The sequence below is a fragment of the Microcoleus sp. C2D2 genome (assembly GCF_036702495.1).
Taxonomy (GTDB): Bacteria; Cyanobacteriota; Cyanobacteriia; order Cyanobacteriales; family Microcoleaceae; genus Microcoleus.
In genome coordinates this window covers 23,558-37,806 of the sequence record NZ_JAUBTO010000041.1, presented here as the reverse complement: position 1 = coordinate 37,806, position 14,249 = coordinate 23,558, and the positions used below count along the sequence as shown (strand labels likewise).

Sequence of the window (14,249 nt, the reverse complement as noted above, 5' to 3'; positions counted from 1 at the left end):
GTAGAGAGTGGATTGTAATTTTTGAACCCGAGAGTTTTTAACTTGGAGCGGCGGTTTTTTTGCTAGGCAATTATTTATATGCTATAATAGTAAGCTCGACTTTTTTATGACCAAAAACAAGGTATATGATATCAGTTTTGAGCCCAGGCGCAAAGCGAAACGGCTTTAACGTTCTTCTGGTCGAAGACAATCAAGCCGAAGCCGATCTGATCGAAGAATTATTATTAGAAACAAATGTCTGCCGCTCCGATCCTCAAACGCTGTCAGTAAGGTGTACAGACCGTCTGAGCACAGCGCAACAACTTTTGGTCGGCGAACGTTTTGATGTGATTTTACTAGACCTTTCGCTGCCCGACAGCCAAGACTTAAGTACAATTGTCAAAATCCAAGAATACAGCCTAAATACTCCGATTGTCGTACTGACAGCCCGCAACGATGAAGAACTTGCGGTGCTGTCAATCCAAGCCGGAGCTCAGGATTATCTAGTCAAGCGAAACATCGACAGCGAAGTGTTAATTCGATCGCTCCGCTACGCAGTCGAGCGGCAGCACAACCAAGAAGCTTTGCGAAAAAGCGAAGAAAAATATCGCTCGGTAGTCGAGAATTCTCTCGTCGGAATTGCCATTCTTGCTCCTGGAAATTTCCCCTCAGAACCAGAAAAATGCGAGTGCTTGGAAGTGAACGACGCTTTGTGCGATTTGCTGGGATACGATCGCCAAGATTTTTTGCACAAAAATTGGGAAGAGTGGGGTTTCCCTGAAGATTGGGAGGCTACCTTAGTGGAGTTAAAAAAAATTTTTTCCGGGGAGAGCGAAGGCTATGTTTTAGATAAAAAGTGGCGCAGAAAAAACGGAGAAACCGTTTATACTAGAGTTTCCCTGCGCTGTATTCGCGGCCGGGACGGCTCCATCGACCGGATGATTAAAGTAGTCTTGGATGTGAGCGATCGCTACCATTACGAAGCTAAATTAAAAGCATCAGAAGAGTTTTTAAATCACACGATTAATGCTACTCCCGACCCAATTTTTGTCAAAGACGAGCAGCACAGGTGGGTCGTGTTGAACGACGCTTTTTGCGACTTGATGGGAAAAAGGCGATCGGAACTAATAGGCAAGTCGGGATATGAGTTTTTCCCCCCAGCACAAGCCGATTTTTGGGAGCAACAAGACGAGCAAGTATTGCAAAGAAGCATTCCTGAGCAAACGGAAGAAACTTTTACAGATAGCGCCGGCAAAGAACGCATTCTATCTACTAAAAAAACTGTCTTCACCAAAACCGACGGCACTAAAATGTTGGTCGGAACAATGCGAGATGTGACAGAGTACAAGCACCAGCAAAGAGCTTTGCAGGAAAGCGAAGCTCGAGTGCAAGTAATGACCGACAATGTGCCGGCAATGATTTATCAATTTCGGCTTTATGTAGATGGTAAAATATCTTTTACTTACGTTTCTTCTGGCAGTTTGCCGCTCTACAATTTAAACCCCAAAGAAATAGAAGAAAATGCCAGTTTGCCTTTTGCAACAGTTCACCCAGACGACATCTCAGACTTGCAGCGATCGATCGCAATTTCAGCGGCGACTCAGGAAGCTTGGCAACACCAGTGGCGGCAAATTATGCCGGACAAAGTGAAGTGGCTGCAAGGCGCGTCGAGACCGGAAAAAAAAGCCAACGGCGATATAGTTTGGGACGGTTTGGTGATGGATGTCACCGAATTAAAACAAACCCAGCAAGACCGCGATAGATTTTTTAATCTCTCGCTGGATTTACTTTGCATTGCAGGTTTGGACGGCTATTTCAAACGCTTAAACCCCGCTTGGTCAAAAGTATTAGGTTACAGCAGCGATGAAATGCTAGCCCAACCTTTTATAGAATTCGTGCATCCAGAAGACCGAGCAATAACTATAGCTGAATTAGAAATACTTAAAAATGGCAACCCCATTATTAACTTAGAAAACCGCTATCTTTGCCAAGATGGTACTTATAAATGGCTGTCGTGGACGGCATCGCCGTTTGCAGAAGAAGGTTTGTTTTATGCAGTTGCTCGCGACGTTACATTTAGCAAGCAAGCTGAAGCTGAATTGCGCAAGAGCGAAGCCACCAACCGCGCTCTTTTAAATGCGATACCTGACATGATATTTCGCTGTCGGGCAGACGGTACTTTTGTAGACTTCAAACCTGCCAAAGATTTCGATAATATCCTACCGCGAAAAAAAGTAATCGGTCAAAAAGCACAAGACATATTGCCTGCTGCTTTTGCTGAAAAAATATTGTCCGGCAATCAACAAGCGATCGACACCGGCGAGATTCAAGTCGTAGAATATCAAATGCCAGTTAATGGTGAACTGTACGATTTTGAAGCCAGAATTGTCTTCTGCACGGAGGACGAAATTATCGCGATCGTCCGCGACATCACTCAACGCAAACGTTCCGAGTCACTACTCCACAGGCAAGCAGTAGCAATGGCCCAAGCTTCCGAAGGTATCGCCATAGTCAGTGCCGCCTCAGAGGTGATTTATTGCAACGCAGCCCGACTAAAAATCTACGGTTACGACTCTCTCGAAGAAATCTTAGGCAAAAGTTGGAAAATATTCTACGAAGGTGCAGAACTGCAAAGGTTCGAGCAAGAAGTCATACCGGCTTTAGTGCAGAAAGGTTGTTACAGCACCGAAGCAGTAGGATGCCGCCGCGACCGCTCGAAAGTCCCTCTAGATGTCTCGCTGACCATGCTGCCCGACGGGGAAATCATTTGCATTGTTCGCGATATTTCCGAAAGAAAACAAACAGAAGCAGCACTGCGAGAAAGCCAGCGGTTCACTCAACAAATTGCTGAGGCAAGTCCTAATATTTTGTATGTTTATGACTTAATAGAACAAAAAACTATCTATGCGAACGCTTCTATATACCACATTCTCGGCTATACAGTAGAGGAGATTCAGGGAATCGGGCCGTGGATGAAGCCAACTTTAATGCACCCGGAAGATTCAATCAAAATACCAGATTATTTACAGCAAGTCGAAACGGGCACGGAAGGGGATATCTTTGAAATTGAATACCGAATCAGGCACAAAGATGGTTCTTGGCGCTGGATTGTCAGCCGAGATACTGTATTTGCAAAAACAGCAGACGGTAAGTTAAAACAAATTCTAGGCACGGGAACTGATATTACAGAAAGCAAGCAAGCAGAAGATGAAATTAAGCTGTTGCTAGCAGCAACTCAAGCAATTAGTCAGTCTGCTGATTTTCACAGCGCCCTCCCAGAGATTCTGCGGTTGCTGTGCAATGCGATCGGCTGGAATTTTGCGGAAGCCTGGATACCGACTGCTAACGGTACTTTTTTGGAACACAGCGAAACTTGGTACGCTAGCGATCGCGATTTAGATAGCTTCGGCCGCGAAAGTAAAAAAATTAGATTCGCCGCCGGAGTGGGAGTACCCGGACGGATTTGGTCAACCCGAAATGTAGAATGGATTGAAGATATTTCTCTAGCCACAAATCATCTTTTTGCCCGATCGCAAATGGCGGCAGAAGTCGGATTGAAAGGTTGTTTCGGAGTGCCAATCCGCGCTAGCGCAGAGGTGCTGGCAGTTTTAGTATTCTGCAAGCGCGACCGATCGATTATGGAACCGCGTATAGTAGAGTTGGTCAAGGCGCTAGCGACTCAGTTGGGCGATCATCTTCAGCGCAAACAAGCCGAAGAAGAATTGCGCAAAAGTGAAGAACGCTGGCAGTTAGTTCTCAAAGGCAATCAAGACGGAATTTGGGACCTGAATCTTCAAACAAATGAAGTTTTTCGCTCAGCCCGCTGGCTTGAAATTATTGGTTGCGCAGACGGCGAAATCGACAGCAGCAGCGCATGGATCGATCGCGTCCATCCAGACGATCGCTCGCGGGTGCAAGCAGCAATCCAAGATTATCTCGATCGGCAAACCCCCAATTACGCCGCCGAATACCGCTTGCAGTGCAAAGACGGCAGCTATAAGTGGGTGCTCGCCCGCGCTCAAGCAGTATGGGACAAAGCCGGCAATCCCCTGCGGATGGTGGGTTCGATGACGGATATCAGCGATCGCAAAGCAGCAGAATTAGCTTTACTGCGGGTCACTCAAGCCGTCGAAAGTACCAGCGACGCGATCGCGATCGCCGACTTGAAAGGGCGGCCTATTTACCACAATCAAGCCTTTATTCAGCGTTACGGCTACAGGGTGGAAGAACTCAACGATATCGCCGATCTCGCCGTGCTCCATGTCCGGCATAAAAGTTACAAACAAATCTATAAAAGCATTCGCAAAGGTCGCTCTTGGTGCGGCGAACTTGCGCTGCGAACTAAGAGCGGCGAAGCAGTAACTGCTCTGGTGCGAGCCGACAGCATTAAAGATATAAATGGCAGTTCAATCGGCTTAATTGGAGTGATTACAGACATTACTAAACGCAAAGAATCAGAATTAATTTTGCGCCAAAACTTAAAGCGCGAACAGTTGGCAGTAGCCATGCTGGAACGCATTATATCTTCTCTAAATTTAGAAGAGATTCTCACCAAAACCGTCGAAGAAGTGCGGCATTTTTTGCAAGTAGACCGCACTGTTATTTACCAATTTAATCCGGATTGGAGCGGGTTTATCGCTGTCGAGTCGGTTGCCGAAAATTTCCGATCGATTGTAGGAATGGAAATTTATGACCCCTGTTTTGGGCAAGCCTACGTTACTCTTTACCAAGAGGGCAGAATTACAGCCACAGAAGATGTTTACAATGCCGGCCTAGCCGAGTGCCACTTGGCTTTGTTGGCTCAGCTCGAGGTGAGAGCGAATCTGGTAGTACCGATTTTGCAAGGCGAAAACTTGTGGGGGCTGTTAATTGCCCACCACTGCACGGGCCCTCGTCGCTGGCAGCAATTGGAGGCAGAGTGCCTGAAACAATTGGGGGTGCAGTTGGCGATCGCCATTCAGCAATCGACGCTATTTGAACAAGCACAAACCGAAATTGCCGATCGCAAACTTGCAGAAGCCGCCCTGCAATTAGCTAAAGAATCCGCCGAATCCGCCAACCGCGCTAAAAGCGACTTTCTTGCCAACATGAGCCACGAATTGCGGACGCCTTTGAACGGGATTTTAGGATACATTCAATTGCTGAAACTAGATAAGAATTTAACCGCCGATCAGCACGAAAGTCTCGACAACGTTCAACAGTGCGGCAACCACCTGCTGATGCTGATAAATGACGTTTTAGACCTCTCGAAAATCGAAGCTAGTAAAATGGAACTGTCACCGACAAACGTACATTTTCCCAGCTTTGTTAAAAGTATTGTTGATTTGTTCCAGATGCGATCGGAGCAAAAAGGAATTGCCTTTAATTACGAGCAGTTGTCTGCGCTGCCAGACGGCGTTTTTGCTGACGAAAAAAGGTTGCGCCAAGTTTTGATTAATTTGCTCAGCAATGCCGTTAAGTTTACGGAGAGCGGCGGCGTTACATTCAAAGTCGGTTATGCACAAAATTCAGCCGAAAATTCTCCTCAAACCAACAGGGCAAACTCTAGTTTGACAGCGTCCAGTGGCACTCAAACAATCAATTTGACCGCTCCTGTAGACCCTCCGCAAAAGTCGCTCCCGCCGCAGGAAACAAAAGAAGCACGCGAGGTGATAACAGCAGCAAATACGGGCGATCGCGCCCCTACCGCTAAAATTCGCTTTCACATCGAAGATACTGGCATTGGCATCGGGCAGAATAAATTAGAAGAAATATTTTTGCCTTTTCATCAAGTGGGCGATCATAACAATTTCGTCGAAGGTACCGGACTGGGACTTTCCATCAGCCAAAAATTAGTCAAAATGATGGGCAGCCAAATTCGCGTCCAAAGTACCTCCGGCAAAGGCAGCATATTTTGGTTCGATCTGGACTTGCCCGCCGTCGCCCAGTGTTCAGAACTCCCCTCCACGCAAGAAAAAGGCCGGCTTGTCGGTTTTAGCGGCCGCCAGCGGAAAGTGCTCATCGTGGACGATCACGAAGTAAATCGCGCCATGCTGCACAGGCTGCTTTCTCATTTGGGCTTTGAAATTGCACAAGCCACAGACGGCGAAGACTGCTTGCACCAAGCACAGGAATTTCTACCGGATATAATTTTAATGGATTTGGTGATGCCCGTAATGGACGGTTGCGAAGCTACCAGGCGGCTGCGACAGTTGCCGGAATTAAAAGATGTGGTTATCCTTGCTTTGTCCGCTAACGTTTACGAGACTACCAGGCAAGAGAGCATACTTGCAGGTTGCGATAATTTTCTCACCAAACCAATTCAAACTAACGAGCTTTTAGAATTATTGCGCCTGCATTTGAGACTAGAATGGGTTTACGAAGAAGGAGCCCAAACCAAAAAGCGGAAAGCTCAAACTCCCACAGCATCACCTGAGATTGCTGCTGCTGACTCAACGATGGTGTCTCCTGCCTCAGAGTCAGTCTTGGCCTTGTTAAGATTGGCTGCAATGGGCGATATTGAAGCTATTCTGGAAGAAACTGCTAAACTAGAACGTTCTGACCCGACATTAGGGCCTTTCGTTCATCACCTACGCCTACTTACTAAAGGATTTCAGCTCAAGCAAATTCGAGATTTTTTGAAGCAACATTTGTCATAAAATTGACGGTAGCTAACAGACCACTTAAAATCAGTTAAATCTCGCGCAAGCGAGTACCATTCTCAATCAGGGGCTCCCTTGCTCCGGCGAAGTGACAACTTAATTTGCTTGTGGTGCCCGCACTCGCAGCCCGCTCCTAAAAGGGTTTTTGCAAATAGAAGCATCTACGAAGCAACCGGGTTTCTAGAGCCGCATAAAATCCCTTGAATCCGATTTAAAGTCACAACCCACAACTCTCAACTCAAAAATTTGAATGTTTCCCTTGAATATGAACGATAAGAATTCCGAAAGAAGCATCATACTAATTGTCGATGACAACCAAACAAATCTTGACGTACTTTTCGAGTTGTTAAGGAATTACGGGTTTAAAGTATTAGTGGCTCTAGACGGCGAAAGTGCGATCGAGCAAATTGAATACATCCATCCAGACTTGATTCTTTTGGATATCATGATGCCAGGAATTGACGGTTTTGAAACTTGCCTGCGTTTGAAAGCAGACCCGTCAACGGAAGACATTCCCATCATATTCATGAGCGCCCTTTCCGATACCCTTGATAAAGTAAAAGGCTTTCAAACAGGAGCCGTTGACTACATCACTAAGCCTTTCCAGCACGAAGAAGTATTGAGCCGCATTCAAACTCACTTGACAATCCGCAGCTTGCAAAAAAAACTCGAAGAAAAAAACCTCGAACTTGCCCACCTCAACCAAAACCTGGAAAGACTTGTCGAACAAAAAACCAAGCAATTAATCGACCAGGAAAAAACAGCCATCATCGGACGTTTGACCCAGGGAATGGTTCACAACCTCAAAAGTCCGCTGCAAGTGATCCAGACTAGCGTCGATTTGATTGAAACAAAAGCCACAAAAATTCAAGAAGACTCTCTGTTTAATTATACTAAGTATATCTTTCAAGCTGTCACCAAAATCAATCAGATTATGGATACTCTGATGATGAAAAGCAGAAAAGAGCAAAAGCAAGATTTGCACCCTGTGAATATCAACGATTTAGTGCAGCGAGAAATTCAGCTACTGGAAGGCAACCTGTATTTTAAAAATAAGATTAGAAAAAAATACTTTTATGACGAACAGATTGCCAGCATTCCATTAATTTATTCCTATATATCTCAAGTATTTTATAATTTAATCAATAATGCAATGGATGCTATGTGGGAAAAGAAAAGCAGGGAACTAACTATCGTAACTAGGCAAGACGACTCGAACATCTACATGGATATTGCAGATACGGGATGCGGCATATCATCTGAAGATTTGCCAAAAGTTTTTGACCCTTTTTACACCTCTAAGCCACCTAAAGGCGAGGAAAAAAGTGAAGGCGAACCGACAGGAACGGGTCTCGGACTTTATACTTGTATTGAACTTTTAAAACCTTTTAACGGTGAGATTGCTATTAGCAGCAATGTCGGCAAAGGCAGCGTCTTTACAGTTGTGCTGCCCAAACCGCCGAAAACTTGATCCACTCAACTGAGTAAAATTGTGTCCGGTTAGACAACCGTAATTAAGTTTGTAATTAGGTTCGTAGTAAGGAATGCAAGTCTTGGTTCCTCCCTAAAGAGAGGACTTGCATTGCTCAATACAAACAGATGCTAATTGCGGGTAATTTACCGGATACAATCGAGCGAGCGTGTCCCGTAAACTAACGGTAATTCTCCTAGGTTCGTAGTAATACCAGTTTGAAAAAAGAATGCAACTTTAGGCAAGCTTCAAACCGCAATTTAAAATCTCAAATCTAAAACTTAAAATCGTATAAGGAATGCAAGTCCTGATTCCTCCGCGCTCTTTTGCCTTACCCCTTGCTATTCTCCTGCCAAAGGTTGTAAATTAAGACAGAGTTGAGTTGCAACATTGGTAAGAGTGTCAGTAACTCAGCCCTAAAGGGACGCTCGCTTGTAAGAGAGATCGAAGCAAGCTGTACTGACGGGCCTACGTCTTCATTGACTACGTTTTTTGGGTCACGACACCGGAGAATGCGACGCTAGTTTTGGGCTCTGTCGCTTGTAGTTAAACAGTCTTAAAGTCACTGAGACAGTGCTGCAAGCTTAACAAGCCCTCAAAACTTTGGCAAAGCGAACATTACCCTGAAAGGGTGAAGGAGACAACCATATCTCCCAAAAGGGGCAACCATACCCCTCTCCCCGCAAGGGGATTCAAGGCGGTTGAAACCGCCGGGTCGTTTCCCACGAGCGGGCTAAAGCCGCGCTCGTTTCGCACTTACCGAGTATTTTTTATGATGATTTTGGGTACGAGGTTTGGGGCGAGGCGCACAACTTGCAGCGCACAACTCAATTCTACAAATAAATCTGGGGCGTCTGCAAGCACCCAGCGCACTCTAAAGCCTGGGCTTTAAGTTCCCCAATTAATGAGCTAGGTAAGTGTATCACCTGCTGAGATTTTTTTATAACTAAAAAATAGCAAAAGGATACCAGTTTAAAAAAAATGCCACTGTACGCAAGAGCAAAACCGCGATAGTCTTCAGTCATTCCAAATCTAAAATCTAAACTCTAAAATCTAAACTCTAAAATCTAAAAGGGTATGACATCTGTTTTTGAGCCAACTTTAACGCCTGCTTGCTTGAAAGTTCTTTTAGTAGAACACTGTGCAGAAGATGCAGAACTCTTTCAAGAACTGCTGTCTCCTCGCCGACTGGGACAATCAATTGATTTGACGAATGTAGTTAGCCTCCGGGAAGCGATAGAAATTTTAAGCTGCGAGATTTTTGATGTAATTTTATTAGACCTTTCACTTCCTGACAGCCCAAAACTTAATACTTTTTTCCGGCTGCAAGATTGCGGTATAAATATTCCGATCGTCATTCTGACAGCCGCCGATGACGAAGAACTGGCCAGAGAGTTAATTGCCGCCGGCGCCCAAGATTATCTGGTGAAAAGACAAGTAGACAGCCGGCTGCTGGTGCGGACGCTCAGGTGCGCGATCGCCCGCCAGAAACGGCAAGCAGAATGGCAAAAAAGTCAAGAAAAATACCAGCAGGTTGTTGAAAATATCAAAGAAGTAGTTTTTGAAACAAATACTGCTGGCAATTGGACTTTTCTCAATCCGGCTTGGACGGAAATTACCGGATTTACCGTTGATGAAAGCTTAGGAAATTCCTGTTTGAGTTATATTCATTCTGACGATCGATACCAATATTTAAATTCGTTTAGAGGTCTGAGCGAAAATCAAAAAACATCCTGTTGCTATCAAATTCGATATCTTACCAAAAATGGCGAAATTCGCTGGGTGGAAGTGCAGGAAGGTTTGATTTTTGACTGCGACGGCGCGGCGCAGGGGACGACAGGAACTATCCACGATATTACGGATAAAATTTTAGCACTCTCAGAACTGGAAGCTAGTAAAAAGTTTTTGAATTATACGATCGATGCACTGGCTGATCCAATTTTTGTCAAGGACGAACAGCACCGGTGGATACTGTTAAATAATGCTTTTTGCAAGCTGATAGGCAAGCAGCGCGAGGAACTGCTGGGCAACTCTGATTACGACTTTTTCCCAAAACAAGAAGCTGATTTTTTTTGGCAGAATGACGAACAAGTGTTTAGGACGGGGAAAGAAAACGAGACCGAGGAAATATTTACGGACGCCAGCGGTGCAAAGCACATTCTGTCTACTAAAAAAACTGTCTTTGAAAATACCGACGGCAGTAAAATTCTCGTCGGCATAATTCGAGATATCACTCAGGATAGGCGCCAACAATTAGCGCAGCAAGAAAGCGAAGCTAGACTGCGGCAACTTGCTGCTAATTTGCCGGGAATAATTTATCAATTTCGCCTCTCAACCGACGGCAAAAAAAGTTTTCCTTACATTTCTTCTGGCAGCCGCGATTTATATGAATTGCCGCCAGAAAATCTTCAGCATAATCCCCAACTCGTTTTTAGTTTGATTCATCCAGACGACCGCCAAAGATTTGAAGAATCAATTGCTTTTTCTGCGGCAAATATGCAGCCCTGGCAGCAGGAATGGCGCGCGATTGTGCCGCCGGGAAAACTTAAGTGGATGCAAGGGATTTCGAGACCAGAACGAGTTGATTGTCCGACTGAAATAGGGCCGGAAGGGGATATAGTTTGGGAAGGCATGGTGCGGGATATTACTGAGCTAAAACAGGCAGAAGTAGCTTTGCGGGAGAGCGAAGCAAGATTTCGCTCGCTGGTTGAGAATATCCCCGGCGCTATCTATCGTTGCCTGTGTGATGCTGACTCGACGATGGTATTTATTAGCGATGAAATTGAGGCAATTAGCGGATATCCTGCTGGGGATTTTATTAGCAACAACCGCTTGAGTTTTGCGAGCATCATCCATGAGGCAGATACTGAAATGGTCGATCGACAAGTCAGCGCAGCAGTAGAGTCGAAACAGCCGTACAATCTAGAATACCGGATTGTTCGCGCTGACGGCGCGGTGCGGTGGATTTCGGAAAGAGGTAGGCCGACTTACAATCTAGAAGGGTTGGTTTTGTGGCTCGACGGAGCGATTTTTGACATTACCGATCGCAAACAAGCCGACCTGACTCTGTGCCTGGTAACTCAAGCTGTAGACAGCGCTAGTGATGCGATCGCGATCGCAGATTTGGACGGTTATTCCGTTTATCACAATCAAGCATTTATTCAGCGCTACGGCTATACAGTTGAAGAACTAAATAATGCCGGGGGCCCAGCAGTAATGTACGCCAAATCTCAAGATTTGAAAAAGTTATTTAGGGTGCTGCGGAAAGGTTTTTCCTGGGAGAGTGAAATTGAAATCAAGACTAAAAATGGCGAGATTATAGAAACTTCATTGCGAGCTGACAGCATTAAAGATAGCGCCAGTAAACCAATAGGAATGATAGCCATAATTGCCGACCTCACAGAAATAAAACGCACCGAATCGGCCTTAAAACTCAGTCAAGAGCGATTGCAGTTAGCGCTTTCAGGCAGCTCTTTGGGGCTGTGGGATTGGAATATAGTTACTGGCGAAAATTATTTTGATTTTCATTGGAAATCAATGCTCGGTTACGCAGAAACAGAAATTGAAAATAAGTTCCAAGCTTGGGAAAGTTTGCTGCATCCCGAAGACCGACCGAAGGTAATGGAATCTTTAAACTCCTATTTGGAAGGTCGCACTGATATCTATGAAGTTGAATTTCGGATGCTCAACAAAACCGGAGATTGGCAGTGGATTATGGCGATTGGCAAGGTAGTAGAGTACGACGAATGGGGTGGGCCGTTGCGGATGGCTGGTACTCACAAAGATATCAGCGCCCGCGTTGCAGCAGAAGCGGAAAAAACGCTGTTGATCGCATCTCTGCAACAACTTGCCGAACAGTTGCAAGAAGCGCAAAAAATAGCCCGCATCGGCAATTGGGAATTCGATAGGGAGGCAGGAATTATTACTTGGTCGGAAGAACTGTTTCGAGTTTACGGTCGAGAATTGAATCGGCCGCCGACAATGGAAGAACTTTTAGAGCTAATTCATCCCGAGGACAAAGAAAGGTTTACACAAGTTGTGCAAAAGGCAGTGACTGAAGGGATAGCTTACGACATCGACCACCGCATCTGTTTTCCATCAGGAGAAATTAGGCACGTTAACGCTAAAGGAAAAGCTGTTAAAAATGAGTTTGGTCAGGTGGTGCGACTGTGTGGCACGGCAATGGACATTACCCATCGCAAAAAATCCGAAACTGCTTTGCAACAAAGCGAACAGCGATTTCGAGCTGTATTTGAACAAGTGGCGCTCGGCATTGTTAAAGTGTGGCCAGACGGTCAATTGTTGAGGGTAAATCAAGGCTTTTGCAATATTGTCGGATACTCTGAATTGGAACTGAAAGCGCGAAAAGTTCGGGATATTTCTCACCCAGAAGATGTAGAAGTAGATGTCGAGTCTGCCAACAGACTGTTAGCTGGGGAAATTTTTAATTATTCACTTGAGAAACGCTTTGTTCGCAAAGACGGTTCATTTGTGTGGACTAATGTGACTGTATCTTTAGTGCGGGATAGAGTTGGGAAACCGAGCTACTTAATTGGTGTGATTGAAGATATTAGCTCTCGCAAACTTGCCGAGGCTATCTTGCGCCAGCAATTAAAGCGAGAACGCTTGGTGGTAGGGATGCTGGAACGCATTCGCTCTTCTCTAAATTTAGAAGAGATTTTGACAAAAGCTGTTGCTGAAGTACGGCAATTTTTGCAAACAGACCGGACAGTTATTTATCGCTTTAATCCCGATTGGAGCGGTTTTGTAACTGTCGAGTCTGTCGGCCAAAATTGGCAGTCGATTCAGGGACTAACTATTAACAATTCCTGCTTTGAATACAGCTATGCTTCTGCTTACGAACACGGTCGCGCTGTAGCTGTGGATGATATTTACAAAGCTGGTCTTTCCGAGTGCTACATTAATTTATTAAGTCAATATCAGGTGCGAGCTAATTTGGTAGTGCCGATTTTGCAAGGCGAGAAGTTGTGGGGGCTATTGATTGCCCACGAGTGCGCGGGCCGCCGCCGCTGGCTGGAAATTGAGGTTGAGTGTCTGCAACAAATTAGCGTGCAGTTGGCGATCGCGATCCAGCAATCGACGCTGTTTGAGCAAGCACAAACTGAAATTGCCGAGCGCAAACAAGCCGAGTCAGCTTTGCAGGAATCGGAAGCGCGAGAACGTTCAAAAGCGCTAGAGTTAGAAGCAGCTATTAACAAACTCAGAACTACTCAAGCTCAGCTCGTTCAAAATGAAAAAATGGTGAGTTTGGGTCAGTTAGTTGCTGGTGTTGCTCACGAAATTAATAACCCCGTTAGCTTTATTCACGGCAATCTCAGTCCGGCTCGTAATTACACTTTAGATTTGCTGGAATTGATTAAAGTTTACCAGCATTACTGTCCTAATCCTCCGGTCCAAGTCTTGGATAAAATTGATGCAATAGACTTGGATTATATTGCTGAGGATTTCCCGAAATTGTTTAATTCGATGCAAGTAGGAACCGAGCGAATTGTCGAGATCGTGAAATCCTTGCGCAACTTTTCCCGCTTGGACGAGTCCGCTGGGAAGTCGGTCAACATTCACGAGGGAATTGATAGCACTTTGATGATTTTGCAAAATCGGTTAAAATCTCACAGCAGCCGTCCGGGGATTCAGATAGTTAAAGATTACCAACAATTGCCGCAAATTGAATGTTTTCCGGGCGAGTTGAATCAGGTATTTATGAATATTTTGATTAATGCGATCGATGTTTTGGAAGAACGGGACAAGCAGCGTCCGATCGAGGAGTGCGATCGACATCCCAGCACGATCGCTATTCGCAGTTATCAGGCTGCTGCGGGCTTCGTAGCGGTATCTATTGCGGACAACGGGCGGGGGATACCGGAGCAGGTGCGAGCGAGGCTGTTTGACCCGTTTTTCACGACTAAACCTGTGGGAAAGGGCACGGGTTTGGGACTGTCGATTTCTCACTCGATTATAGTCGATCGCCACGGCGGCCGATTGAGCTGTATTTCGACACCAGGAGAAGGAGCGGAGTTTGTGATTGAAATTCCAGTGCGGTCGAATTTAACTGGTACGACCTCAAAGAAAGGGGGAATAAATTAGGAATTCGTAATGGGAAATTGGGGAGCGGTAATGGGTAATATCAAATACGGTAA

General features: G+C 45.4%; 3 protein-coding genes. All 3 read left to right on the top strand.

Features of this window, described 5'->3' with window-relative positions:
* Nucleotides 1-125: 125 nt before the first annotated feature.
* The 3 genes from QUB61_RS15565 to QUB61_RS15555 all read left to right on the top strand — a co-directional run bounded on the left by QUB61_RS15565 (nucleotide 126) and on the right by QUB61_RS15555 (nucleotide 14,196).
* Nucleotides 126-6,617 carry a PAS domain S-box protein gene (locus tag QUB61_RS15565; RefSeq protein WP_333129786.1) on the top strand — a complete coding sequence of 2,164 codons (6,492 nt, stop codon included), beginning with the start codon at nucleotides 126-128 and terminating at the stop codon, nucleotides 6,615-6,617.
* Between the two features lie 253 nt (nucleotides 6,618-6,870).
* Nucleotides 6,871-8,091, top strand: a complete 1,221-nt coding sequence (locus QUB61_RS15560; RefSeq protein ID WP_333129789.1) for a hybrid sensor histidine kinase/response regulator — start codon at nucleotides 6,871-6,873, stop codon at nucleotides 8,089-8,091.
* A 1,077-nt stretch (nucleotides 8,092-9,168) separates the two neighbouring features.
* Complete coding sequence (locus QUB61_RS15555; protein WP_333129791.1) at nucleotides 9,169-14,196, top strand: PAS domain S-box protein; 5,028 nt, start codon at nucleotides 9,169-9,171, stop codon at nucleotides 14,194-14,196.
* Nucleotides 14,197-14,249: the final 53 nt, after the last annotated feature.